Origin of the sequence: Kitasatospora sp. Root107 (assembly GCF_001424875.1) — a bacterium.
In the GTDB taxonomy this organism is placed as follows: Bacteria; Actinomycetota; Actinomycetes; order Streptomycetales; family Streptomycetaceae; genus Kitasatospora.
The window spans coordinates 85,020-109,125 of the sequence record NZ_LMCT01000001.1 but is presented as its reverse complement, the minus strand read 5'-3'; the positions used below and the strand labels follow the sequence as shown (position 1 = coordinate 109,125).

Genomic DNA, 24,106 nt, shown 5'->3' with positions numbered 1-24,106 from the left:
ATGGTGGAGATCCGGGGCCTGCACAAGAGCTTCGGTCAGCTGGAGGTGCTGCGCGGGGTGGATCTGCAGGTCGCCGCCGGGGCGGTGACGGTGGTGCTCGGCCCTTCGGGGTCCGGCAAGTCCACCCTGCTGCGGGCGATCAACCATCTGGAGAAGCTCGACCGGGGCTACGTCTCGATCGACGGCGAGCTGATCGGCTACCGCCGCTCCGGCGGCAGGCTCCACGAACTGACGGAGCGTGAGGTGCTGCGCCAGCGCACCCACATCGGCTTCGTGTTCCAGAACTTCAACCTCTTCCCGCACCTCACCGTGCTGGAGAACGTCACCGAGGCACCGATCAGCGCGCTCCGCCGGCCCAAGACCGTCGCCCGGAAGCAGGCGCTGGAGCTGCTGGACCGGGTCGGTCTGGCCGACAAGGCCGAGGTCTACCCGCGGCAGCTCTCCGGCGGCCAGCAGCAACGGGTGGCGATCGCCCGGGCGCTCGCGCTGGAGCCCAAGGTGCTGCTCTTCGACGAGCCGACCTCGGCCCTGGACCCGGAGCTGGTCGGCGAGGTGCTGGACGTCATCAAGGACCTGGCCCGCGCCGGCACCACGATGATCGTGGTCACCCACGAGATCGGCTTCGCCCGCGAGGTGGCCGACACGGTGGTCTTCATGGACGGCGGTGTGGTGGTCGAACAGGGCCCACCGGACGCCGTGCTGGACGCACCGCAGCACGAGCGCACCCGCGCCTTCCTCTCCAAGGTCCTCTGACCCTCTCCCTTCCACACCCCTGGAGCAACGCCATGTCCCTACCCCGTCGCGCCCTCGTCGCCGCTGCCGCCGGTCTGACCGCCACCCTGCTGCTCACCGCCTGCGGCGGCGAGGCCGCCGCCGACCTGGCCGCCGGGAAGGGCAACACCGCGCCGGACGGGACCAGGGTGAACCTGACGGCCGACCAGAAGCGGGTGACCACCGCCAAGGTGGACGCGATCGCCGCACTGGTGCCGGAGGAGATCCGCAGGCGCGGCACGTTGCGGGTGGTCGACTCGCTCGGCACCACCCCGCCGCTGGACTTCTACGCCGACGACAACAAGACCGTCATCGGCGCCGAGCCGGACATCGCGTACCTGGTCGGCAACGTGCTCGGGCTCAAGGTCGAGCTCAACCCGGTCTCCTGGGAGAACATCTTCGTCGGCCTGGACTCCGACAAGTACGACGTGGGTTTCTCCAACATCACCGTGACGGAGGCGCGGAAGGAGAAGTACGACTTCGCCACCTACCGGCTGGACATCCTCGGCTTCGAGGCGAAGAAGGGGACCGACTGGAAGGTCACCGGGCCCAAGGACGTGGCCGGGCACACCATCGCGGTGGCCTCCGGCACCAACCAGGAGAAGCTGCTGATCGCCTGGAACGAGGAGAACCTGAAGAACGGGCTGAAGCCGGTCGACATCAAGTACTTCCAGAACTCCGCCGACTACTACCTGGCGCTCGGCTCGGGCCGGATCGACGCCTACCTCGGCCCCAACCCGACCGCCGCCTTCCACGTCGCGCAGACCGGCGAGACCCGGATCATCGGCACCTACTCGGGCGCCGGAGCGGAGGTGCTCGGCAAGATCGCGGCCACCACGAAGAAGGACAACGGACTGGCCAGGGCGGTGCACGAGGCGATCGGCGAGATCGTCAAGAACGGTACGTACGGTCAGGTGCTCAAGCGCTGGGGGCTGGAGAACGAGGCCGTGCAGAGCTCCGAGCTGAACCCGCCCGGCCTGCCGAAGACCAAGCCGTAGCCCACCGTTCCCCTCCCGGTTGCCGCCGTGTGGTGAACTCTCCCCGACATGGCGGTACTCGGGGGGAGCGGGCAGATGCGGGCCGGGGACATTTTGGACGGCAAGTACCAGCTGGTCGAGGAGATCGGCCGGGGTGGCTTCGGGGTGGTCTGGCGATCCGTCGACACCCGGCTCGGCCGGGAGATCGCGGTCAAGGTGATCTCCGACTCGGCGGAGCTCGGGGCCGGGGACATCGCCCGGTTCAGCCATGAGGCGCGGGCGGTGGCCAAGTTGAACCACCCGCACATCGTCACCCTGCACGACATCGGCGAGACCGCGACCGGCCGCCCCTACCTGGTGATGGAGCTGGTGCCGGGCCGCTCGCTGGCGGCGGTGGCCAAGCAGGCCAGGCCCGGGCTGCCGCAGGTGCTGGACTGGCTGGGCCAGGTCTGCGTGGCGCTGGCCGCCGCCCACCGGGCCGACGTGGTGCACCGGGACATCAAGCCCGAGAACATCATGATCACCGACGCCGGCAGCGCCAAGGTGCTGGACTTCGGCATCGCCCGGCTGGACGGCCGCCCGGGCGGCCTGACCACCGTCGGGTCGGTGATCGGCAGCCCGATCTACCTGGCGCCCGAGCGCTGGGCGGACGGGCCGGTGGACGGACGGGTCGACCTGTACGCGGTCGGCTGCATGCTCTACGAACTGTGCGTCGGACAGCGGCCGTTCAACGCCGGGACGGTGGTCGGGCTGATGCGCCAGCACGTCGACGTCCAGCCGCCGAGGCCCCGTCAGCTCGCCCCGGAGCTGCCGCTGCTGCTGGAGCGGCTGATCCTCGACCTGCTCGCCAAGGACCCGGCGCACCGCCCGGCCGACGGGCTCGAGGTGGCCCGTCGGCTGGCCGAGATCAAGCCGGGCCGGGGCGACGAACTCCGGGCCGGGGCCGACGCCGCCTGGGCCCTCGGGGCGGCCGGTTCACCCGCGGAGGCGGCCCGTCGGCTCTGGCCGCTGATCGGCGAGTTCGCCCGCGAGTGCGGCCCCCACGACCCGCGCACCCTGCGGACCTGCCACGACCTGGCGATCTGGTTCGCCGCCGACGGACGGGTGCCCGAGGCGGTCGGGCTGCTCGGCGAGGTGCTGGGCACCGGCATCGGCGGCCGGCAGGCCGAGGACGCCGCCCGCGACCTGGCCCGGCTGACCGCACAGCTGCCGCCGAGGACCGCCCCGGTCACCGGCCAACTGGCGCTGCTGGTCGGCTGATCCCGTACGGATCGAGCCCGTACGGAATGCGCTCCAGCACTCCTTCGGTGAACACGTCGTACAGCGGCAGCGTCTCCAGGTGCACATAGCCGATGTGGCAGTCGCAGACCGGCAGCGGGCACGGCCGCTCGGCCAGGCCGGTGCGGTACGAGCCGTCGTAGATGTTGCCGAGCGGGGCCCGGACGAAGTGGCAGCGCTGGACCGAGCCGTCGCCGAAGACCGAGATCACCGAGGAGCCCGTCCGGCAGCGGCGGCCCTCGCTCGGGTGCGGCTCGCGGCTCCAGCCGAACAGCGGGTCCAGTGCCGTCCACTCGGCGGCCTCGGTGTCGGTGTAGCGGCGGCCCTCGGCGGCGTTGACCCAGAGGTAGACCTCGGGGCGCAGCGCGGCCCGGAACTCCCGGGCCGCCGCCAGGTGTTCGGGCTGCCCGACCACACCGACGCTGTACCGGACGCCGAGCGCGTCCAGCTCCTGGCACTTGGTCAGCAGCCGGTGCCGGGCGACCTGGCCCGGGTGGTACGTCACCCAGAGCGCGAGGCTCGCCGGGTCGCCCTCGGCCAGCCAGTCGGTGCGGCAACTCAGGTTGGTCTGGATCGCCACCCGGCGGACGTTCGGCAGCAGGCTGAGCCGCACCATCGCCCGGCGGTACCAGGACCGCACCAGCCCCTCGCCCCAGGGTGTGAACAGGACGGAGACGGCGGGCTGTTCGGCCACCCAGTCGCAGAACCGCTCCAGCGCGGCCCGGTCCTCCCGCAGGGTGGCCGGGCTGTCCCGGCGCTTGGCGAACGGGCAGTAGGGGCAGTCGTAGTCGCAGGAGGCCAGCGGGCCCCGGTAGAGGACGGTCAACTCCTGTGGCTCACGCGGTGGTTCGAGTCCGGGAAGTCCGAGGAAGGTGGTCATCGGGCCTGGTGCCCGGCCATCCGGTGCCGCACGGCAGGGGAGAACAGCGCCGGTCCGACCGCGTCCGAGTACGCCAGCCCCTCGGCCGTCAGTGCCAGCCGGCCGGGGCCGTCCGCCAGCCAGCCGCGCTCGGCGAAGCCGGCCAGTTCGGCCGGGAAGTCCTCGGCCGGGGTGGAGTGGAACCGGCGGTGGTAGTCGGCGAGTTCGAGTCCGTCGGCCTGCAGCAGCGACTGCAGCAGGTGCCGTCGGCGGGCCTCGTCCTGGTCCATCGGCCAGCCCCGCTCGGCGTGCCCGAAGTCGGTGGTGGCCACGTAGTCGTCGATGATGCCGCGCACCTCGGTGGCGTTCACCGCGTAGTCGAAGGAGTAGTGCAGTCCGGCGGTGTACGAGCGGGCGCCGCAGCCCAGGCCGACCATGCCGTCGGTCTGGCAGCTGTACTCGCCCGCCACCTCGGCCGCCGCGTCGGCCCGGCGGAACATCCGCATCGACACCTGCCGGTAGCCGTGCGCCAGCAGGTGGTCCCGGCCGGAGCGGTAGAGCGCCAGCCGCTGGGTGTCCCAGTCCTGCGGCATGGACCGGTCCGGTGGGTCGGAGCGGCGGGCCAGCCCGGTCAGCGGGCGGACGTAGAGCGGGTAGAGGTAGAGCTCCTCCGGCCGCCAGGCCAGCGCGGCGTCGAGCGAGCGCAGCCAGCTCGCCCCGGTCTGCCCGTCGATGCCGTAGATCAGGTCGATGTTCAGCACCGGGAAGCCGGCCGCCCTGATCCGACCGAGCGCCGCCTCCACCGCCGCCCGCTTCTGCGGGCGGACGGCCGACTTGGCCTCCTCGTCCAGGAAGGACTGCACCCCGAGGCTGAGCCGGGTGGTGCCCCGGTCCGCCAGCACCTCCAGCCGGTCGGCGGTGGCGGTGTCCGGGGACGCCTCGACCGAGAGCGGCACGGCTCGCAGGTCCACCCCCATCCGCTGCTCCGTCAGATCGCAGAGCCGCTCCAGCTCCCGCGCCGTCAGATAGGTGGGTGTGCCGCCGCCGAAGGCCGCCACCTCGAACCGGGCCCCCTCGTCCAGCGCCGCCCGGACGGCGACGGCCTGCCGCTCCAGCGCGTCCAGGTAGGCGGTGGTCAGCCCGTCCGGGCTGCCGATCCGGGTGAACAGGTTGCAGAAACCGCAGCGCACCTCGCAGAACGGGATGTGCAGGTAGAGCGAGAGGGCGTCCTGTGGCTCGCCCGCCCAGAGCTCCGCCAGCTGCGGCCGGGGCTCCAACTGCCGGTACGCCGTCTTGTGCGGGTAGGCGTAGACGTAGGACTGATAGGGCCTCATGAGTCGTTCCCATGGCTTCCGGTCGGCAGGGTGAAGTGGGCGTACGGGACCGTCCAGACCACCTCGTGGCCGATCCGGTGCCCGGTCCAGCCGTCCTCGCCGTAGGCGGTGCCGTGGTCGGAGCAGACGATCGCGAAGCACGGCCGGCGGCGGCTCATCGCCGCGAACAGCCGCCCGATGTGCGCGTCCACGTACTCCAGTGCGGCGGCGTGGCTGGCCCGGGTGTCGCCGTCGGCCCGGGTGGCGCCCGGCAGGTGGAACCAGTTCGGCTGGTGCAGCGCGGAGACGTTCAGCAGCAGGAACAGCGGCTGCCCGGGCGGCTGTTCGGCCGTCACCTGCTCGACCCTGGCCACCTGCGCCTCGAAGGAGGTGGGCGAGGGGACGCCGAACTCCGGCTCCCAGTGGCTCTGCTGGAACATGCCCGGCAGTACCGAGCCGAGCGGGCCCTGCTTGTTGAAGAAGCCGACCCCGCCGACGCAGACCGTCCGGTACCCGGCGGCGGCCAGCGCGGAGGGCAGGTCGGGGGTGTCGAAGACCCAGGTCCGGGCCTCGGTGGTCTCCGAGCCGCCGAACCGGGCCGCGAACAGCCTCGGATGCGGCCCGTCCGGCGTGGCGGGGGTGGGCAGGAACCCGGCCAGGATCGCCTGGTGGGCGGCGTACGTGAAGCTGCCGGGGGAGTGCCGGCGCTCCCACCGGCCGCCGGGCAGGACGGCGGCGAGGTTGGGCAGCCGCCCGGCGGCGGCCAGCTCCTCGGCCACGTCGAAGCGGAGGGTGTCCAGGGTGACCAGCAGCAGGTCGTGGCTGCCGATGACTTGATGCATGTCGGGAATCGCGGTCATCGTTCCGTTCCGAGTTCCGTTCCGAGCAGGGCTTGGACCTGTGCGCCGTAGGTGTCCAGGCCGGCGGCCGGACCCTCGGGCAGGCCGGGGAGCTTGGGGAGCAGGTCGCCGAAGGCGTTCACCTCGCCGACGTACCAGCGGCGCCAGCCGGCGCCGGGCAGCACGTCGATGCCCACCATCGGGGAGCCGGGGAAGCAGGCGGCCACTCGCTCGCCCAGCTCCAGCAGCCCGGCCCAGTGCGGACCGGCCGCCGCCCGGACCAGCGCCAGATCGCCTCGGGCGCCGCCCAGATGAAGATTGGTCAGTGGGCCCGCGCCGGTGCGGACCACCGCGTGGGTGACCCTGCCGTGCACCGCGACCACCCGCAGGTCGGCCGAGCGGCCGTGCTGGGACGCCTTCGGAATCCACTGCTCCACGTGCAGCCCGTCGGGGGCCAGTGCGTCCACGACGGCGGCGATCTCCGGTTCGGTGGTGTAGCTGCGGACCCGGAGCGAGTTGTGCAGGCCGGTGGGGGTCAGCTCGACCGAGGTGGTCGCCCGGAGCCTGCCGTCGGGGCCGAACTCCAGCGCCAGCACCCCGGACGCCGAGGAGGCGTGCGCGGGTTTGACGAACACCCGGCGCAGCCCGGCGGCGGCCAGCAGCTCACGCAACTCCGGCCAGCTGCCGACCGGTTGACCGAGCGCCGTCGGTACGGGGAGCCCGGCGGCGGTGAGCCGGGCGTGGGTGCGGCGCTTGTCGAACATCACCGCGGTCTCCGCCGGATCGGCCAACAGCCGGGCGTCGGGGGCCTGTCCGACCGCCGCCGCCAGGGTGGCGAGCCCGCCGAGCAGCCCGGCGTACCAGACGGCCGAGCCCTCCACCCGGGTCGGCTGACAGTCAGGACCGCGCAGCAGCGTGTCCACGGCCGGGTCCTCGCCGGGGGAGTCCACCCGGACCAGCGCACCGGCCGGGACGGTGACCTGGCCGCGCAGCACCTCCGCCCAGGGCAGCACGGTCGGCTCCGGCAGCCCGAACGACCGCACCGCCGCCGCGAACAGCTCCACCCGGCGGTGGCCCGGGTGACCGACGACGGCGATCACTCGCCGTTCGCCACGTAACGCCAGTTATCGTCGGGCTTCTCCGCGTCCGAGAGGTCCAGCTCCACCCCGGCCGCGCCCAGGGTGTCGCGCAGGCGCTGCTGCATCGCGTCGGTGAGGTAGTGGTGGTGCAGGTCCAGCCGGCGGAGGTGGGTCAGGCCGAGCAGGGCCTCCGCACCGGCGTCGGTGAGGGCGCCGAGCGCCAGGCTCAGGCTCTCCAGCTGCCCGACCACGACGGATTCGGCCGCCGCCTTGGCCAGCTCGTCCTGCAGCGCGCTGTTCTCCAGGCCGAGGCGGCGCAGCGCGGGCAGCCGCTCGCCGCTCAGCACCGGCGCCAGGTCGGCCACCCCGGCGTCGCCGCCGTACTCGTCCACCCCGAGCCACAGTTCCAGGCTCTCCAGGGCAGGGAAGTCGGACTCGCCGACCGCCCGGACCACCGCGACCGGCAGGCCGCCGGCCTCGAACCGGAGCGCCCGCAGGTTCTCGTGGCGCACGGCCCGCAGGGCGAGCCCACCCTTGCCGTCGTAGTCGGCGGAGGCGCCGCGCACCACCAGCTCCTCCAGCTCGGGGAAGGACTCCAGCAGCGGGGTCACGTCGTCGAGCTGGAGCCAGGAGAGCTCGCACTCCTCGTAGACGACCTCACCGAGGAACAGTGCCCGCAGGCCGCCGAGCCGGGTGGCACTGCCGGTCAGCGCGGCGATGACGGGCCCGACCAGCTCGTAGTCCTCCTCCCACCACGGCCCGATCACCAGGGCCCGGACCTGCTCGACCGCCACCCCGGCCAGGAACTCGGCCCAGACCGCGGCGAAGTCGCTGCCGCCGTCGTACTCGACCTGCACCCGCCAGGCCACCGACTCCGGGGCAGGCAGCTCGGTGCCCTCCGGGCCAGGGAAGTCGAAGACGGGGAGGCCGTGGAATTCCTCGATGTGCTCGCTGATCGCCATGCCGGACTGTCTATCAGTTCGACCCGACAACAGCTGACGGCCGGGGTGTCAACCGTGCGGGACGCTGATTCGGGCCTTCGGCGGGTTGGAGGAATTGATAGGAACTGGCCGAGCTGTCCCCTCTGGTTCGCAGGCCCGACCGGTTGATATACCTCGGATGCATAGGACGGGAGAGGTGTGCGGCCTCCTCGATGGCATGCGACGAACCAGGTGGTGATGGGCAGTGAAGCTCCTCCGTGTCGGCCCTCAGGGCGCCGAACGCCCCGTGGTGCTGGGTCAGGACGGCACCGCTTTCGACCTCTCCGGCCGGACCCCGGACATCGACGGGGCCTTCCTGGCCGCGCTCGACCCGGCCGAGCTGGCCCGCGCGGTGGCGGCCGGTGAACTCCCGGAGACCGACCTCGCCGGGGAGCGGATCGGCGCGCCCGTCGTGCGCCCGGGCAAGGTGGTCGGGATCGGTCTCAACTACCGGGACCACGCCGAGGAGGCGGGCGCCGCGATCCCGGCCGAGCCGGTGGTCTTCCTCAAGCCCAGCAACACCGTGGTCGGCCCGTACGACGAGGTGCTGATCCCGCGCGGCGGCGAGAAGACCGACTACGAGGTCGAGCTGGCCATCGTGATCGGGCGGACCGCCCGCTACCTGGAGAGCGAGGCCGAGGCGGCGGCGGTGATCGCCGGGTACGCCACGGTCAACGACGTGACCGAGCGGGCCTTCCAGTTCGAGCGCGGCGGGCAGTGGGACAAGGGCAAGTCGGCGGAGACCTTCACCCCGCTCGGCCCCTGGCTGGTGACGCCCGACGAGGTCGGCGACCCGCAGCGGCTCGGGCTCCGGCTCTGGGTCAACGGCGAGCTCCGGCAGGACGGCAGCACCGCGGCGATGATCTTCCCGGTGTACGAGGTGGTCCGCTACCTCAGCCAGTTCATGGTGCTCGAACCGGGCGACGTGATCGTCACCGGCACCCCCGCCGGCGTCACCCTCGGCCGACCGGGCACGCCGTTCCTGCGGCCCAACGACCTGGTCGAGCTGGAGGTCGACGGGCTCGGGCGGCAGCGCCAGGTGCTGGGCAAGGCCTGACCCTTTCGCAGGTCCCCGAGCATCTACGGTCAGGGGCTCGGGGACCTGCGAGGAGATCTGGCGCCGGGGTCACTGCGAAAGTGCCTGACCCTCTATGTACGGATCACCTTGTACGAGGTCGGCGTCGCAGTTCCCCGGGCCCCTGGTGGCTGATGTCGGGAGGGGTCAGCTGAGCAGGCGGGCGAGCAGGTCCGGATGGTCGGCCAGGCCGGTGGTGAGCATGCGGCGGGCGTGCGGTTCGAAGGCCGGGTAGTCCACCGACCCCCAGTCGATGCCACCGAGCGGCGGCTGGGGGTCGTACTCGATGAACAGCTGGACGGTGCGGGCGAGTTCGGCGCCCACCAGCTGCTCGACCAGGTGCAGGGCCAGGTCGATCCCGGCCGAGACCCCGGCTCCGGTGAGGAACGGCCCGTCCGAGACCCAGCGTTCGGCCACCGGGATCGCGCCGAACTTGGGGAGCAGCCCGCGCATGCCCCAGTGCGTGGTGGCCCGCCGTCCCTCCAGCAGGCCCGCCGCGCCGAGCAGCAGTGAGCCGGTGCAGACCGAGGCGACCGTTTCGGCGGTGGTGGCCGCCTGCCGCAGCCAGTCCAGCAGGTGCTGGTCCGTCAGCGCGGTCATCGTGGGTGCGGCGCCGCCCGGGACCAGCACCACGTCCGGTGCCGTCACCTGGGCGAAGGTGTGACTCGGGGCCAGCCGCAGCGGGGTGTCCGTCCCGACCGGGGAGAGGTCGCGGCCGACCACCACCACCCGGTAGGACGGGTCGAGCGAGGCCAGCGCCGAGAGCACCTGGAGCGGTCCGACCAGGTCGAGCGGAGTGAGGCCGGGGTAGACGACGAAAGCGATGGTCTTGGTCATGCCGTCACCCTCCGCCGGACCCGGGCGGTCGGGCCAGCACCGGTCGGCGGCAGGTCCGGAATCCTGGGGTGCAGGTCGGTCCGCCATAGGGTGGGCGCCATGACGGAGCGACAGATCGTGGTGGTCGGCTACGACGCGGCGGAGCTGCTGGACATCGCCTGCGTCACGACCACCCTCGCGACGGCCAACCGCCTTGGCGCGGAACCGCGTTACGCGATCGCGGTGGCCACCCCCGGCGGTCGTCCGATCGGCTGCGGCTCCGGGCTCTCGCTGGACGGTGGCCACAGTCTGGAGCGACTCCGGGGGCCGCTGGACACCCTGGTGGTCACCGGCGGGTTCGGCCACGAGGCGGCCGCAGCCAACCCGTTGATCGTCGGCCACGTCCGCAGGCTGGCCAGGGAGAGCCGCCGGGTGGCCTCGGTCTGCACCGGCGCCAGTGTGCTGGCGGCCGCCGGGCTGCTGGACGGCAGGCGGGCCACCACGCACTGGAGCTACGCGGCCCAACTCGCCGCCGGCTACCCGGCGGTGGAGGTCGACCCGGCGCCGATCTTCATCCGGGACGGCGAGGTCGCGACGGCGGCGGGCGTCACCAGCGCGCTCGACCTGACGCTCGCCTTCGTCGCCGAGGATCACGGCCCCGGGTTGGCCAGGTCGGTGGCCCGGGCCCTGGTCACCTATCTGCAACGGCCGGGCAACCAGGCGCAGATGAGCATGTACGTGAGCACCGGCGCGCCCTGGCACGACGCGGTCCGCCGGGCGGTCGACCACGTCGCGGGCCATCTGACGGCGGACCTCGGTTCGGCAGCGCTGGCCGAAGTCGCGGGGATCGGCGAGCGGCAGCTGACCCGGCTGTTCGCCGAGCAGCTCGGCCGGACGCCGGGACGGTTTGTCCGGGACGCCCGGCTGGAGGCGGCGGCGCAGCTGCTGACCACCACCTCGCTGCCGGTCGCCAGGGTGGCGGCGCACTGCGGCTTCCGCTCCGCGGAGGCGCTTCGGCAGGCGTTCACCGCCCGCTACGGCGTGCCGCCCTCGCGCTTCCGCCAATCCATGGCGTAGCCAGGGGCTCGGGGAACGGCGACGGTTCGTGGCGACTGGGGCAAAATGCGAAAGTCCTGACCTGGTACGCACGTCGAACGCTTCTGAGGCCGGCGTCGCAGTTCCCCGAGCCCCTGGTCAGCTCTGGTTGAGCGTGAGCATCGTCCGGAGCCTCGCCGCCAAGGCGGTGGCGCGGCCGGTGGGGCCCTCCTGTCCGAGGAGGCGGGTGAGGACCTCGGCGGTCTGGGGATCGTGCAGGGCGGTGGCGGCGGTCATCACGACGAACTCGTCGAGCAGCCACTCGCGGAGCGACTCGGGCGGGATCTGCCGGCCCTCGTCGAGCCAGCTGAGGGCGGAGGCCTCGACCACCGAGATCCAGGAGCGGACCAGCAGGGTCAGCCGGGGCCCGGCGGCCTCCCGGACGCCGAGGTGACGGACCGTCCGGCGGAGGGCGGCTCGCCGGACCTCGTCCACGATCGCCCCGGTCCGGGCGGTCTCGACCACCGAGCCGCCGCGGAGCAGTGCGCCGTAGCCGGTGTGGTGCTCGGAGACGAAGTCGAAGTAGCGGTCCAGGACCGCCGAGAGCTGTTCGGTGGGGGTGCCGTCCGGCGGGACGGTGAACCGGCTCGCGAGCTCCTCGGCGGCGCTGCGCAGGGCGGCCTCGTACAGCTGCTGCTTCCCGGCGAAGTAGCGGTAGACCAGCGGACGGGAGGCGCCGGCCGCCTCGGCCACGTCGTCCAGGCTCACCTCCTCCGGCGGGCGGGAGGCGAAGAGCTCCAGGGCGACGGCGATCAGCTGCTCGCGCCGTTGCTGCACCGGAAGTCGCCGGTAGCCGGGCCGCCGGGCTGCCGGATCGGACGAGGTCGTTGCGCTGACTGCCATGGCGGCCAGGGTAGCCGTCCGGTCGCCGTTTGCCGCCGTGCTCGGCGGGTCCATCCGTCGAATCGGGCATATCAGACCATCATGTGACCAGATGTCAGCGGCATTCGGGAGCACAGATGCAGGAGACCGTGCAGGAGCCGGTGGCCACGAGCCTTCCGGTCAGGGCGCTGCGGGCGGTCTGGAAGTACGTCCGGGCGGCGCCGGGTACGTACTGCTGGCTGCTGCTGCTGGCCTTCACCAGCTTCGTGGTGGCCAGGATCGACCCGGCCAACCTGGACTGGTTCCTGGGCAAGCGCAGCACCAACATCGACCAGCTCCGCTCGCACCCCGTGCACGCGCTGCTGGCCAGCGCGATCTGGACCGAGCAGTCGGCGTTCTTCTTCTACTTCGTGATCTTCAACATCTTCCACGTGCCGGTCGAACGCTGGCTGGGCACCTGGCGCTGGCTCACGGTCGCGCTCACCGCCCACGTGCTGGCCACCTTCGTCAGCGAGGGCCTCGTCGCCTGGGGCGTGGACGCGGGGCGGCTGCCGGAGAACATGGCGAACACCGTGGACGTCGGCGTCAGTTACGCGCTGGCCGGGGTGGAGGGCGTGCTGACCTACCGGTTCGCCGGGCGCTGGCGCTGGCTCTACGGCGGCGGGCTGCTGTTCTTCTACCTGCTGCCGCTGGTCACCTCGCACACCTTCACCGACCTCGGGCACTTCTGCTCGGTGCTGATCGGCCTGAGCTTCTACCGGTTCGCCCGGGGGCGGCCGACCTGGGACCCGGTGGCCGCCTGGCGGAGCAGGCCGTGGCGGCAGGCGATCTGACGGTACATCGGCACAAGCCTAGGCAAAGGGGCTTGCAAACCCGGCCGCCTGCGGAAGGATGGCCGAATGGTTGAAGCACTGATCAACTCCCCTGCCGACGGCACCACCCCCCGCCGTATCGCCGATGCTTACGTCCACGCGCTGGCCGCCCTCGACCCGGTGACCGCGGTCTACCTGGGTCTCGGTCCGGACGACGACGACCGACTGCCCGACCTCTCGCCGACCGGCATCGAGGCGGTGGCCGAGCTGGCCCGCCGCACCCTGGCCGAGCTGGACGCGGCCGAGGCGGCCGGGGCCGCGGCGGACGACGCCGAGCTGCGCTGTGCCCGGCTGCTCCGCGAGCGCCTGACCGCCGAACTCGCCGTGCACGACGCGGGCGAGAACTTCCGGGCGGTCCGCAACCTGGGCTCGCCGCTGCACGGTGTGCGCGAGGTCTTCACCATCGTGCCCACCGAGACGCCGGAGCACTGGACGCTGATCGGCCGCCGGATGGGCCGGCTGCCGGTCGCGGTGGCCCAGTACCGTGAGCTGCTCACCGAGGGCATCGAGCGCGGACTGCTCTCGGGCCCGCGCCAGGTGGTCACGGTGGTCGGCCAGATCGAGGAGTGGCTGACCGGCGATCAGCCGGGGGGCTGGTTCGGTGAGTTCGTTCAGGACGCGCCCCAGGACCAGCGCGCGGAGCTGACCGCGATCGCGGTCACGGCGGCCGAGTCGTTCGGCGAGCTGCGGGACTGGCTGCGGGACGTCTACGGTGCGGCGGCCGCCGGGCAGCCCGACACCACGGGCCGGGAGCGGTACGCCCGCTGGGTGCGCTACTGGACCGGCTCCGACCTGGATCTGGATGAGGCGTACGGCTGGGCGTGGGAGCAGTTCCACGAGCTGGACGCGCAGATGCGGGCCGAGGCCGGGAAGGTGCTCCCCGGCAGCACGCCGATGGCGGCGATGGCCTGGCTGGAGAGCGACGGCCCGGCGATCAAGGGCGAGGAGAACGTCCGCGCCTACCTGCAGAACCTGATGGACACCGCGATCGCCGACCTCCAGGGCGTGCACTTCGACCTCGCGGACCCACTGCTCAACGTGGAGTCCAAAATCGCCCCGAGCGGCAGCGCCGCGGCCCCCTACTACACCGCCCCTTCACTGGACTTCTCCCGCCCCGGCCGGACCTGGCTGCCGGTGCTCGGACGGGAGAGCTTCCCGGTCTGGGACCTGGTCTCCACCTGGTACCACGAGGGCGTGCCCGGCCACCATCTCCAGCTGGCCCAGTGGACGTACGTCGCGGACCGGCTCTCCACCTACCAGGTCACCCTCGGCGGGGTCAGCGCCAACCTGGAGGGCTGGGCGCTGTACGCCGAGCGCCTGATGGACGAGCTGGGCTACCTGACCGACCCCGGGCAGCGGCTCGGCTACCTGAACGCCCAGATGATGCGGGCGCTGCGGGTGATCGTGGACATCGGCATGCACGTCGGCCTGGAGTTCCCGGCCGACTCCCCGTTCATGCCCGGCGAGCCGATGCTGCCGGACGACGCCAGGGAGTTCTTCGGCCGGTACTGCGGGCTGTCGGCCGACTTCCTGGACAGCGAGCTGATCCGCTACCTCGGGCTGCCCGGCCAGGCGATCGGCTACAAGCTCGGCGAGCGGGCCTGGCTGCGCGGCCGGGCGGCGGCCCGGGCGGCGGCCGAGGCCAGGGGCGAGGTCTTCGACCAGAAGGCCTGGCACATGGCGGCACTGTCCCAGGGATCGCTGGGACTGGACGACCTGGTCGAGGTGCTGGCCGCGCTCTGATCTGTCCAAATCTGGACATAAACCACTAAAAGCTGTTGCTTGTCGCCCTTTCGAGGGATCTCCTGGAGAGAGTGTTGCCCCAAACAGCTCTCCCGGAGTCTCTCGGAAGGCGGCAAAACGGTGTCCCAGCAACCCGCTCCCGCAGACCAGACGGTGGATCCCCGGCGCTGGTGGGCGCTGGCCGTGATCGCCATCGCCCAGCTGATGATCGTGCTGGACGCGACCATCGTGAACATCGCCCTCCCCTCCGCCCAGAAGGCACTGGGGATCTCGGACGCCAACCGGCAGTGGGTGATCACCGCCTACACGCTGGCGTTCGGCGGTCTGCTGCTGCTCGGCGGCCGGATCGGCGACCTGTTCGGCCGCAAGCGCACCTTCACCGTCGGCCTGCTCGGCTTCGCGGTCGCCTCCGCCATCGGCGGGTTCGCCACCGAGGGCTGGATGCTGTTCGCGGCCCGCGCGCTCCAGGGGGCCTTCGGCGCGCTGCTCGCCCCCTCGGCCCTGTCGCTGCTCTCCAACACCTTCACCGATGCCAAGGAGCGGGCCACCGCCTTCGGCATCTTCGGCGCCATCGCGGGCGGCGGCGCCGCGATCGGGCTGATCTCCGGTGGGCTGCTCACCGAGTACCTGAACTGGCGCTGGTGCCTGTTCGTCAACATCCCGATCGCCATCGGTGCGGCGATCGGCGCGTACTACCTGCTCGCGCGCGACCACATCGAGAAGGGTCACCGGGTCAAGCTCGACCTGCCCGGCGCGGTGCTCGGCTGCGGCGGCCTGCTCGCCATCGTGTTCGGCACCTCGCAGGCGACCAGCCGGGGCTGGGACGACTGGGTGGTGATCGGCTGCCTGCTGCTCGGCGCCGCCCTGCTGGCGGCCTTCGCCCTGTTCGAGCGCCGGACCACGCACCCGCTGATGCCGCCGCACATCGTCGGCGACCGGAACCGGGGCGGCGCCGCGATCGCGGTCGGCATGGCGATGATCGGGATGTTCGGCCTGTTCCTCTTCCTCACCTACTACCTCCAGGCCGTCAAGGGCTACTCCCCGGTGATGGCCGGTGTCGCCTTCCTGCCGATGACCGCCGCGATCATCATCAGCGCGACCGGTATCGCCGCCCGGCTGATGACCCGGGTGCCGTCCCGAAACCTGGTGGTGCCCGGCCTGCTGCTGGCCGCCGCCGGTATGGCCTGGCTGATCCAGATGAAGGTCGACAGCTCCTACGCGACCGTGGTGCTGCCCAGTGAGCTCCTGCTCGGCTTCGGCATGGGCATGGTCTTCATGCCGACCATGAGCCTGGCCACCCTCGGGGTGGCACCGTACGAGACCGGCGCGGCCTCCGCCATCATCAACACCGCCCAGCAGGTGGGCGGTTCGATCGGCACCGCGCTGCTCAACACCATCGCGGCCAGCGTCACGGCCACCTACCTGGCGACCCGGAACGCGAGCAGTCCGGAGGTCCGGTCGGCCGGCGCGGTGCACGGCTACGTGGTGGCGACCGTGGTGGCGATGTGCATCCTGCTGACGGCGGCGCTGATCACCTTCCTGATGATCGACCACAAGCCGAAGCAGGGTGAGTCGGAGTCCGCCGAGGCCACGGCGCAGATGCTGGCCTGAGCGTCTGCAATCCCTTGCGGAATCTTTCCGCAAGGGATTGCCCATGCCCCGGCACCCTGGTTGACTCCGGCCATGACCGACTACGACCTGCTGGTGGCCGGCGGCACCGGCGTGGACACCATCGTCCGGCTGGACCGCCTCGAACTGCCGGACGCCGACTCCCAGTCCGTCCCGCCGATCCGCGACTACGTGGCGCACACCGGCAACGGCGTGGCGCTCGGGGCGCACCTGCTCGGGCTGCGCACCCACTTCCTGGACTTCCTCGGCGAAGACCCGCAGGCCGAGCTGATCCTGGCCGAGTACCGGCGCCGGGGGCTGCCGTTCAGTCACCTGCTCTCGCCCGCCGGCACCCCGCGCTCGGTCAACCTGGTGGACGCCCAGGGCCGCCGGTTCTCGTTCTACGACGGCCGCCACCCGGCCGAACTCCGGCTGCCCGCCGAGTTCTACCTGCCGTACCTGGAGCGCAGCCGCCACGTGCACCTGTCCATCACCGGTGTGAACCGGGACATGTACGCCGACATCCGGCGGCTCGGCCTGACCAGCTCCACCGACCTGCACGACTGGGACGGCGTCAACCCGCACCACCGGCACTACGCGGTCAACTCCGACCTGGTGTTCCTGTCGGTGGCGGGCTGCCGGGGCCGGCACGAGCAGGTGATGCGGCAGATCCTCGCCGAGGGCCGGGCCACCCTGGTCTCCGCCACCGACGGCGCCAACGGGAGCTACCTGCTGACGCGGGATCAGCCGGACACCATCCACCACCTGCCGGCGGTGGACCCGGGCCGGCCGGTCGTGGACACCAACGGCGCGGGCGACGCCTACGTGACCGGCTTCCTGTACGGCCGGTTGGCCGGGCGCCCGGTGCTGGACTGTGCCCGGGCCGGGGCGGTCGCCGGGGCGTACGCCTGCACCTCGGTGGGCACTCACACCGACTTCGTCTCACCGGCGGGGCTGGCCGCCGGGCTCGGCTGATCAGTCGGTGTCGTCCGGGTGCAGCGCGATGTGATCGGCCGCCAGATCGGCCGCCACCCGGTGCTGCATGCCCAGCGCGGCCAGGAACTTGGCGGGCAGCTGGACCCGGCCGGTGCGGTCCAGCATCACGTACTCGCGCTCGCTGACCGTCTCCTGGCCGTGCTCGTCGGTCACGGTGCGGCGGAGCACCTCGCTGCTGGTGCGGCCGTCCCGGATCGCCACCGTACGACGCACCTCACCGGCCACCATCGGGTCGTGGGTGACCACCACCACGGTGGTGCCGAGTTCGCGGTTGACGGTGCGGAAGGCCTCGAAGATCCCGGTGGCGGTCTCCGAGTCCAGCTCGCCGGTGGGCTCGTCGGCGAGCAGCACCGCCGGTTCGTTGGCCAGTGCGACCGCGATCGCCACCCGCTGCTGCTGGCCGCCGGAGAGCTCGGCCGGGCGGCGGTGGCCCAACTCGCCGATGTCCAGCGCCTCCAGGAGCTCGGTCACCCGGGCGCGCTGCCGCTTGGCGGCCCGGTGGCCCGAGCGCAGCTCCATCGGCAGGGCGATGTTCTGAGCGGCCGTCAGGAACGGCAGCAGGTTGCGCGCGGTCTGCTGCCAGATGAAGCCGACCACCTCGCGGCGGTAGCGCAGCCGGTCCTTGGCGGTCATCGTCAGCAGGTCGCAGCCCGCCACGGTGGCCGCGCCCGCGGTCGGGGTGTCAAGACCGGCCAGCACGTTCAGCAGGGTGGACTTGCCGCTGCCGGAGGCGCCGACCAGGGCCACCAGGTCGCCCTGGTCCACCGTCAGGTCGAGTCCCTGGAGCGCCTGGACCTCGATCCCGTCCGCGTTGAAGATCCGGACCAGCCGCTCGCAGCTGATCGCCAGGCCGGGCCGGACGCTCTGCGGGGCGGCGGCGGCCAGCGCCTTGCGCTGGAGCTCGGCCAGGCTCGGGGGCGGAGTGCTCATCGGGTGTCTCCCGCTCGTAGCTCGGTGGTGATCTGCCGGCGGGCGGTGACGGCGGCCTCGGCCAGCACCGCGAGGGCGGCCAACAGCGCCAGCCCGAGGGTCTGTTCGACGATCGGTGCGGCGGTGAGCCGAAGCCCGGAGGGGACCTCGGCGCCGACCAGGGGGGAGAGGTCGACGGCCGGGCCGAGCAGCAGGATGCAGCCGACCGCCGTCAGCGCCCCGCCGAGGGCGGCGAACAGCGCCTGCGGCAGTGCCTCGGCCAGGATCAGCGCCAGCCCCTGCCGGGGTCGCAGACCCATGGTGCGCAGGCGGGCCAGCATCGCGGCCCGCTCGGGCCCGGCCCGGAACAGCGTCAGCAGGACGGAGAGCAGTGCGAACAGCGCCGTGGCGCCGACCGTGACCCAGAACAGCCGCTCGGCGGAGTTCTGCAGCGGGTCGCTGCCGAGCTCCGCGACCATCCCGGCGCTGGTCCGCACCAGGTGGCCCGGCCGGGTGCCGACGGCCGGGGCCCCGAGGAACTCCTCGGCCAGCGCGCGCAGTCGGGCGTCGTCCAGGTGCCCGTCGGCCAGCCACCTGTCCGGGCCGCCGAGCCGGGGCAGCAGTTCGGCCGCCGGACCGACCGGCAGCACCACGTTGGTGGCGGCCGCCCCGCTCAGGGCCGGGGTGCCGTCGGCGATGCCGACGGTGCGGATCGGGACCGCCTCGCCGCCGCCCAGCCGGAGGGTGAACTCGCCCTCCGGCAGGTCACTGCTGATCAGGGCGGGCAGCGGCCGGCCCGGTACCGGGGTGAGCAGGGCCGGGTCGAACCGGCCCCGCCCGGCGACCTCGGCCAGCCTGGCGTACCCGACCGGGTCGGCCAGCACCACGTTGACCCGGACCGAACCGCCACTGCCGGTCGACATGGTGACGTCGTCCTCGGTCCAGACCGGCAGTGCCGTCTCCACCCCGGGCAGTTGGCCGGCCGCCGTGACGAACCCCGCCGGCAGCGAGCCGCTCAGCTGGGCGCTGACCACGGCGTCAGCGCCGATGGTGTGCCGGGCCACCGTAGTCCGGTTGGCGGCGACCGAGCTCAGCACGGTGGCGCCGACCGCGCCGCAGGTCACCGCGAGCACCAGGGCGAGCAGTGGCAGCACCGAGGGCCGTGAGCGCGGGCCGCTGCCCCGGGCGGCCCTGGCCAGACCGAGGAAGGCGATCGCGCCGGGCCGGGGCCTGGCCCAGCGGGCCAGCAGCCCGATCAGGGCGGGCTGGAGCCGGGCCAGCAGCAGCGCGCCGGTCAGTGCGAGCAGCAGGGGGGCGGCCACCAGCAGGGGGTCCACCCCTTCGCCGAGCGGGGCCACCCCGCGTCGGGCGACCTGGGTGGCGGCCGCCACCGTGGCGGCCAGCACGGCGAGTTCGGCCATCAGGCGGCGGCGTCCTGACCTGGCCTCGCCGGCCGGGTTGCGGAGCAGCAGGGCGGTCCGGACCGGGAAGGCCAGCAGAGCGAGCAGGGTGACCGAGCCCGCCGCGACGGTGGCGGTCAGCCAGCGCGGGGTGGGCAGCAGGGTGAAGGCGAGCAGCGCGCCGAGCCCGGCGGCGGGGAGCACGGTCAGCGCCCCCTCGCCGAGCAGCCGTCGGCAGATCCCGCCGGTCCTGGCACCGCGGGCCCGGAGCAGCCGCAGCTCAGCCGTCCGCCGTTCGGCGGTCAGCGCCGCCGCGAGGCAGAGCACCACGGCGGCCACACCGGCGGCGCCGGCCGGGCCGATCGCGGTGAGCGAGTCGATCGCGGACTGCCGCTTCCGGGCGGTGTCGATCAGGGTCCGCAGGTCGGAGTTGATCCGCAGGCCGGGCCGGTCGGTTCCGATGGCCATCCGGGCGGCGATCGGTCCTGCGGTGACTGCCGAGAGGTCGAAGGAGTTCTGCCGGAGCTTGTCCGCCCGCAGCGCGTCCACGTGCACCGGCAGCCGCCAGAAGTCCTCGTCCCCGTTGCCCCAGCCGGCCAGGCGGGACAACGCCTCCGGGCCGGTCAGCGCGATGGTGTACCAGTACGCCACCGGGGGCTCCCACGGACCCATGTAGCGCAGGTTCTTGCACGCCTTGAGGGCACACCCCTCCCCGGCCCAGAACACGTCGGCCGGGTCCTGGACCGCGTACAGGCCGGCCACCTGGACCTGCTCCGGGCCCAGCCCCACGGCACTGCCGTCGAGCACCGAGCCGAGCTTGATCCCGATGGTCTCGGCGGCGCTCGCCTCCAGCGCGATCCGGACCGGCTCCCCGTCCGCAGCGCCGCCCGGCCACTGACCGGCCGTCAGCCGGAGGTGGTCCTGCGCCCCGTGCAGGTACAGCAGGGCGAGCTCGGGCGGGAGGCCCTCCGGGCGGTCCAGCCCGGGATCCCGCAGCTCACGCGTCTTGTTGCCCCGGCGTCCGTACACCGGACCGCTCGGGTCGAGCGGGAGCACCGCGCCGACGGCGCCGGTGAGTTCGGCCAGGGTGGTGTCCAGCTTCTTCGCCGGGTCGCCACCGCCCGAGGCCGGGCCCGAGGTGACCCGCACGCTGGTGGTGAGCGGACCGTGCGAGCCCAGGAAGCTGTGCAGCGCGTCGTTCGCACCCCGGTCCAGTGCCCGGGGCAGTGCGGCCGCCAGGAAGACCATGGCCAGTGCCAGGGCGGCGGTGAGCAGGGCGGCCAGCGGCGCGGTGCGCAGCCGGGTACGGACCCAGGGGGCCGGGGTGCTCATTTCTCCTCCACGAACCGGAGCCGGGCGGCCACGTCCCGGCGGCGTCCGCCGACCAGGAAGGCGGACAGCAGCGGCAGGGCGGCGGTCCCGGCCGCCAGGGCCAGCACCTGACCGAGCGGCAGCCCGACCAGGACCTCGGGAACCGGCGGGCGGGCCGCCGGGGTGAGCACCACCAGGGGCACCACCAGGTGGACCAGTACGGCTCCGAGCAGCAGCCCGACCGCGGTGCCGATCGCGACCAGCACCACCTGCTCGGCGGCGGCGGTCCGGTTCAGCAGCCGTCGGGACGCGCCCAGCGCGAGCAGTACGGCCGACTCGCCGGCCCGCTCGCTCGCCGAGGCGGCCGAGGCGGCGGTGAAGCCGATGGCGGCCAGCACCGCGGCGGCCAGCGCCAGCGCGGCCAGTGCACTCTGCGGGGCGGCGCTCAGCGGGTCACCGACCCGGGCGGCGGCGTCCTCCTCACGGAGCGTCAGCTGCTGGGCGGTCGGTCCGGCCCGCAGGGCGGCGGCGGCCTCGGCCGGGGTGCGGTCGCCGGGGCCGGAGGCGGGCAGCCACCACTCGTTGACGGCCGGGATGTCGGAGCCGCGGTCGCTCAGCCACCGGTCGGTGCTGGGCAGGTCGAGCAGCAGGGCGGTGGTGCCGTACACCGGCAGCGCCTCGACCGCGCCGGTGATCCGGACCGGCAGGCTGGCGTTGCCGACCTGGACCTTGATCAGGTCGCCGACCTTGGCGCCGACGGCCGTCAGGTAGGCGTGGGTGGCCAGGCCCTTGACGTCCGGGCCCGACTTGGTGCCGCCGGGGGCGAGCAGCATGCTGCGGTGGCTGGTGGACTGCGTGTAACCGACGGTCAGCACCGAGTCCGCCGCGGCGCCGACGCGCACGTCCACCGGGGGGCCGACCTCGGCCGTCGCGGTCCAGGCGCCGACGGGCGCCGGGACGGCGGTGGCGGGTCCGGTCGCGGTGTCGGAGACGGCGAGGTGGCGGACCGTCAGCTCGCCGCCGCCCTCACGCGAACCGGTGGGGTGGGTCAGCTCGAAGCCGGTCAGGGTCAGCGGCGCGGCGACCGCGCCGAGCGGTGCGGCGGTCAGCGCGCCCAGGTCCACCGAGACGGTCAGCTCGCTCCGGGGCGGCAGCTGCGGAACCAGGATGCGGTGGGACACCCCGAAGCCGTCCCGCAGCTGGAGCCAGAGGTCGGGCGAGTGCAACGGGTCGGACGCTGTGCCGGGGAAGTACTGGGCCCAGTCCCCGATGGGGGCGTCGGCGACCTGGACCGCCACGGTCAGGTCGATCCGGGCCGGCTTCCCGGGCAGCCGGAGCCCGGCCGGCTGCGGCTCGGACAGCGGCGCGAACAGCTCCCCGGCCGCCCGGTCGTCGAACAGGTCGGGCCTGACGACCAGTTCGCCGGCCGCGCGGGCGGTGTCGGTCAGCAGCACCCGGCCCGGCACGTCGCCCGGCAGGGACTGGTCGATCCGGGCCACCGGCAGCAGCCGGTCGCCGCCGGGCAGGGCCGCGTACCGGCCGCCCTGGCCCAGCGCCGGCAGCGCCGAGCCCCAGATCCGCAGACCGCCCGCCGTGGCAAAGGCGGCCTGGTCGTGCTGCGAGTCGCGCCAGGCGGCGTGCTGGCCGAGGGCCAGGACGCCGGTGGCGACCGCCAGCACCAGCAGCAGCACCGGACCGTTCGCCCGGCCCGGGCGGCGGGCCAGCTGCCAGCCGCCCAGCGCCGGGCCGAGGCCACGGCCCCGGGCGGCCAGCCGGGCCCCGAGCCGGGCGGCGAACGGCAGCAGCCGGAGCACCAGCAGGGTCCCGGCGCAGAGCGCCAGGGTGGGCGCCGCGACCAGCACCGGGTCGATGCCCAACTGCCCGTCGGCGTCCACCGAGAGGCCGCCGGTGCGGGCACCGAGCTGCTGGTACGCGACCACGGCCAGCGCGAGCAGCGCCAGGTCGGCGCCGGAGCGGGCGACGGTGCTGACCACGGCCTGCCGGCGGGACACCACCCGGCCGCCGTCGCCCCGGAGCACGGTGGGCAGCGCGGTGAGCGCGACACAGACCAGCGCGCAGGCCCCGGCCACCGGCCAGCGGACGGCGGTGTCGGCGTGGTCCAGCGGCATCCCGGTCAGCGGGCCGTAGCTGGTCAGCAGCCGCAGCAGCGGCCCGGTCAGCAGCGGGGCGAGCAGGGCGGCGGGCAGCGCGAGCAGCAGTGCCTCGACGGCCGTCCAGGCCGCCAGCCTGCGCCGGGTCGCGCCCCGGGCGGTGAGCAGGGCGTTCTCCCGGACCTGACGCTCCGACACCAGGTGCACCACCAGCAGCAGCGCGGCTCCGGCCAGCACCGCCAGCTGGAGCGCCCCGATCAGCAGGGTGGACTTGGTGACCAGCGTCGCCGAGTGCAACTCGGCCAGCAGAGCGGGCAGTTCGGTCTGCACCTGGGTGCCGGGGAGGTGCTGCTTGAGCAGTTCGGGCAACTGGGCGGTCCGGGCCCTGAGCTGCTCGACCCGTTCCGGGTCGGCGGTGGTGAAGTCGGCGGTCAGCAGCGAGCCCCGGCTGCCCTGCGGCAGCAGGCCGGCCCGGAACACGCCGTCGTCGACCAGCATCGGCCCGTACGTGGTGAAGCCCATGACCTGGATCTCGCGGCCACCGAGCGGGTCCAGCCGCCAGTAGGGCGCATCGCGGTCGGCGGCCTGGTAGACCCCGGTGACCCTGATGGTGAGCGGGGAGCCGCCGTACCGGTCGGACAGGGTGACCTGGGCGGGCAGCGCGGCCTCGGTCAGGCCGAGCCGGGAGAGCGTGCTCTGCGGGACGGCGGTCTGGACGGTTCCGTCGGCGGTCGGCCACTGACCGGCCGTCAGCCGCAGCCGGCTCCGGTCCAGCGCGGCCAGCACGGTCAGATCCACCTCGCGGCTGGGGCCCGGTGCACCCGGCAGTCCGTACGAGCGGCTGCGGGCGAGACTCTGCACGGTGACCGGCAGCCCGTCGAAGAGGTGCGCGCCGAAGGCGGTGGCCCCGGCGTCGTCCGCGGCCCTGGCGTCCAGCGCGTGGTCGGCACTCAGCAGCACGCCGACCCTGGTGCCGCCGTCCAGATTTCGCCGTAGACCGGCCTCGGCCACGGTGCGGTTGAACGCCACCAGCGTGGTCAGCACGGTCGTGGTGATCAGTACGGTGAACAGCACCGCAGCTGCGAGTGGCAGCCGACCGCGCAGCCGACGCAGGACAAAGCCGAGCATGTGTCTTCCCCCCGTTCCGGCCGCCCTGTACCGGATAGCGGACGACTCTGTCAGATTCGAACAGCAAGTGGAAGGGCCTTGCGCGAACCATGTCCGAGCTGCGCAGAATCGAGCATCTTCACAC

The 24,106-nt window shown here is 73.2% G+C and carries 19 protein-coding genes; 9 read left to right on the top strand and 10 right to left on the bottom strand.

The annotated features are described in order from the left end of the window. Genes ASC99_RS00475 through ASC99_RS00465 form a run of 3 tightly spaced genes read left to right on the top strand, consistent with a single transcriptional unit; the run spans position 1 to position 3,008 of the window. Positions 1 to 753, top strand: a complete 753-nt coding sequence (locus ASC99_RS00475; RefSeq protein WP_057227931.1) for an amino acid ABC transporter ATP-binding protein — start codon at positions 1 to 3, stop codon at positions 751 to 753. 32 nt (positions 754 to 785) lie between these two features. Further along, positions 786 to 1,769, top strand: coding sequence for an ABC transporter substrate-binding protein (locus ASC99_RS00470; protein ID WP_057226928.1), 984 nt, complete (start codon positions 786 to 788; stop codon positions 1,767 to 1,769). Positions 1,770 to 1,817: 48 nt separating this feature from the next. Then, positions 1,818 to 3,008, top strand: coding sequence for a serine/threonine-protein kinase (locus ASC99_RS00465; protein WP_082597970.1), 1,191 nt, complete (start codon positions 1,818 to 1,820; stop codon positions 3,006 to 3,008). On the opposite strand, the gene ASC99_RS00460 is transcribed toward ASC99_RS00465, so the two are convergent. The 5 genes from ASC99_RS00460 to ASC99_RS00440 are packed head-to-tail and all read right to left on the bottom strand — an operon-like array spanning position 2,977 to position 8,078. Beyond that, positions 2,977 to 3,906, bottom strand: coding sequence for an STM4011 family radical SAM protein (locus tag ASC99_RS00460; RefSeq protein WP_057226924.1), 930 nt, complete (start codon positions 3,904 to 3,906; stop codon positions 2,977 to 2,979). The two genes, ASC99_RS00465 and ASC99_RS00460, sit on opposite strands and share 32 nt — an antisense overlap. Further along, complete coding sequence (locus ASC99_RS00455) at positions 3,903 to 5,219, bottom strand: STM4012 family radical SAM protein (RefSeq protein ID WP_057226922.1); 1,317 nt, start codon at positions 5,217 to 5,219, stop codon at positions 3,903 to 3,905. The genes ASC99_RS00460 and ASC99_RS00455 overlap by 4 nt, the downstream gene beginning before the upstream one ends. Continuing rightward, entirely contained in the window at positions 5,216 to 6,040 is an 825-nt protein-coding gene (locus ASC99_RS00450; RefSeq protein ID WP_057227929.1) for an STM4013/SEN3800 family hydrolase, read from the bottom strand. Before ASC99_RS00450 ends, ASC99_RS00455 begins: the two co-directional genes overlap by 4 nt. 14 nt (positions 6,041 to 6,054) lie before the next feature. Then, the gene (locus ASC99_RS00445) at positions 6,055 to 7,137 is read right to left on the bottom strand and encodes an STM4014 family protein (protein ID WP_235502758.1); all 1,083 of its coding nucleotides are present in this window, start codon (positions 7,135 to 7,137) and stop codon (positions 6,055 to 6,057) included. Beyond that, positions 7,134 to 8,078, bottom strand: coding sequence for an STM4015 family protein (locus ASC99_RS00440; RefSeq protein WP_057226918.1), 945 nt, complete (start codon positions 8,076 to 8,078; stop codon positions 7,134 to 7,136). Before ASC99_RS00440 ends, ASC99_RS00445 begins: the two co-directional genes overlap by 4 nt. A 223-nt stretch (positions 8,079 to 8,301) precedes the next feature. Between ASC99_RS00440 and ASC99_RS00435 the strand changes: the two genes are divergently transcribed. Continuing rightward, positions 8,302 to 9,153, top strand: a complete 852-nt coding sequence (locus tag ASC99_RS00435; RefSeq protein WP_057226916.1) for a fumarylacetoacetate hydrolase family protein — start codon at positions 8,302 to 8,304, stop codon at positions 9,151 to 9,153. 165 nt (positions 9,154 to 9,318) lie between these two features. On the opposite strand, the gene ASC99_RS00430 is transcribed toward ASC99_RS00435, so the two are convergent. Then, positions 9,319 to 10,008: a DJ-1/PfpI family protein gene (locus ASC99_RS00430; RefSeq protein WP_057226914.1), complete on the bottom strand. Its 690-nt coding sequence runs from the start codon at positions 10,006 to 10,008 to the stop codon at positions 9,319 to 9,321. Positions 10,009 to 10,107: 99 nt separating this feature from the next. On the opposite strand from ASC99_RS00430, the gene ASC99_RS00425 reads away from it, so the two are divergent. Further along, on the top strand, positions 10,108 to 11,064 hold the full coding sequence (locus ASC99_RS00425; RefSeq protein WP_057226912.1) for a GlxA family transcriptional regulator: 957 nt from the start codon (positions 10,108 to 10,110) through the stop codon (positions 11,062 to 11,064). Between the two features lie 117 nt (positions 11,065 to 11,181). On the opposite strand, the gene ASC99_RS00420 is transcribed toward ASC99_RS00425, so the two are convergent. Then, positions 11,182 to 11,925 (bottom strand): TetR/AcrR family transcriptional regulator, encoded by a 744-nt coding sequence (locus ASC99_RS00420; RefSeq protein ID WP_057227927.1) that lies wholly within the window; start codon positions 11,923 to 11,925, stop codon positions 11,182 to 11,184. Between the two features lie 116 nt (positions 11,926 to 12,041). Here ASC99_RS00420 and ASC99_RS00415 point away from each other — a divergent pair, with 116 nt between their 5' ends. The 4 genes from ASC99_RS00415 (at position 12,042) to ASC99_RS00400 (ending at position 17,102) form a co-directional block, all read left to right on the top strand. Continuing rightward, positions 12,042 to 12,737 (top strand): rhomboid-like protein, encoded by a 696-nt coding sequence (locus tag ASC99_RS00415; RefSeq protein WP_057226910.1) that lies wholly within the window; start codon positions 12,042 to 12,044, stop codon positions 12,735 to 12,737. Positions 12,738 to 12,803: 66 nt separating this feature from the next. Beyond that, positions 12,804 to 14,519: a DUF885 domain-containing protein gene (locus ASC99_RS00410; protein ID WP_057226908.1), complete on the top strand. Its 1,716-nt coding sequence runs from the start codon at positions 12,804 to 12,806 to the stop codon at positions 14,517 to 14,519. A gap of 120 nt (positions 14,520 to 14,639) precedes the next feature. Beyond that, complete coding sequence (locus ASC99_RS00405; RefSeq protein WP_255359216.1) at positions 14,640 to 16,130, top strand: MFS transporter; 1,491 nt, start codon at positions 14,640 to 14,642, stop codon at positions 16,128 to 16,130. A gap of 72 nt (positions 16,131 to 16,202) precedes the next feature. Then, positions 16,203 to 17,102, top strand: coding sequence for a carbohydrate kinase family protein (locus ASC99_RS00400; protein ID WP_057226906.1), 900 nt, complete (start codon positions 16,203 to 16,205; stop codon positions 17,100 to 17,102). Here the strand turns inward: ASC99_RS00400 and ASC99_RS00395 are convergent, their stop codons facing one another. Genes ASC99_RS00395 through ASC99_RS00385 form a run of 3 tightly spaced genes read right to left on the bottom strand, consistent with a single transcriptional unit; the run spans position 17,103 to position 23,982 of the window. Beyond that, the gene (locus ASC99_RS00395) at positions 17,103 to 18,053 is read right to left on the bottom strand and encodes an ABC transporter ATP-binding protein (RefSeq protein WP_057226904.1); all 951 of its coding nucleotides are present in this window, start codon (positions 18,051 to 18,053) and stop codon (positions 17,103 to 17,105) included. It abuts the gene before it with no gap. Then, a complete protein-coding gene (locus ASC99_RS00390) occupies positions 18,050 to 20,764 on the bottom strand; it encodes a hypothetical protein (protein WP_057226902.1) in 2,715 nt (904 codons plus the stop codon). Before ASC99_RS00390 ends, ASC99_RS00395 begins: the two co-directional genes overlap by 4 nt. Beyond that, positions 20,761 to 23,982, bottom strand: coding sequence for an FtsX-like permease family protein (locus tag ASC99_RS00385; RefSeq protein WP_057226900.1), 3,222 nt, complete (start codon positions 23,980 to 23,982; stop codon positions 20,761 to 20,763). The genes ASC99_RS00390 and ASC99_RS00385 overlap by 4 nt, the downstream gene beginning before the upstream one ends. Between the last annotated feature and the right edge of the window lie 124 nt (positions 23,983 to 24,106).

Bases quoted from the DNA above. Each gene is read 5' to 3' on its own strand.
- ASC99_RS00475 (WP_057227931.1), top strand. From the start codon at position 1: ATGGTGGAGATCCGGGGCCTGCACAAGAGCTTCGGTCAGCTGGAGGTG.
- ASC99_RS00470 (WP_057226928.1), top strand. From the start codon at position 786: ATGTCCCTACCCCGTCGCGCCCTCGTCGCCGCTGCCGCCGGTCTGACC.
- ASC99_RS00465 (WP_082597970.1), top strand. From the start codon at position 1,818: ATGGCGGTACTCGGGGGGAGCGGGCAGATGCGGGCCGGGGACATTTTG.
- ASC99_RS00460 (WP_057226924.1), bottom strand. From the start codon at position 3,906: ATGACCACCTTCCTCGGACTTCCCGGACTCGAACCACCGCGTGAGCCA.
- ASC99_RS00455 (WP_057226922.1), bottom strand. From the start codon at position 5,219: ATGAGGCCCTATCAGTCCTACGTCTACGCCTACCCGCACAAGACGGCG.
- ASC99_RS00450 (WP_057227929.1), bottom strand. From the start codon at position 6,040: ATGCATCAAGTCATCGGCAGCCACGACCTGCTGCTGGTCACCCTGGAC.
- ASC99_RS00440 (WP_057226918.1), bottom strand. From the start codon at position 8,078: ATGGCGATCAGCGAGCACATCGAGGAATTCCACGGCCTCCCCGTCTTC.
- ASC99_RS00430 (WP_057226914.1), bottom strand. From the start codon at position 10,008: ATGACCAAGACCATCGCTTTCGTCGTCTACCCCGGCCTCACTCCGCTC.
- ASC99_RS00425 (WP_057226912.1), top strand. From the start codon at position 10,108: ATGACGGAGCGACAGATCGTGGTGGTCGGCTACGACGCGGCGGAGCTG.
- ASC99_RS00420 (WP_057227927.1), bottom strand. From the start codon at position 11,925: ATGGCAGTCAGCGCAACGACCTCGTCCGATCCGGCAGCCCGGCGGCCC.
- ASC99_RS00415 (WP_057226910.1), top strand. From the start codon at position 12,042: ATGCAGGAGACCGTGCAGGAGCCGGTGGCCACGAGCCTTCCGGTCAGG.
- ASC99_RS00410 (WP_057226908.1), top strand. From the start codon at position 12,804: ATGGTTGAAGCACTGATCAACTCCCCTGCCGACGGCACCACCCCCCGC.
- ASC99_RS00400 (WP_057226906.1), top strand. From the start codon at position 16,203: ATGACCGACTACGACCTGCTGGTGGCCGGCGGCACCGGCGTGGACACC.
- ASC99_RS00395 (WP_057226904.1), bottom strand. From the start codon at position 18,053: ATGAGCACTCCGCCCCCGAGCCTGGCCGAGCTCCAGCGCAAGGCGCTG.
- ASC99_RS00390 (WP_057226902.1), bottom strand. From the start codon at position 20,764: ATGAGCACCCCGGCCCCCTGGGTCCGTACCCGGCTGCGCACCGCGCCG.
- ASC99_RS00385 (WP_057226900.1), bottom strand. From the start codon at position 23,982: ATGCTCGGCTTTGTCCTGCGTCGGCTGCGCGGTCGGCTGCCACTCGCA.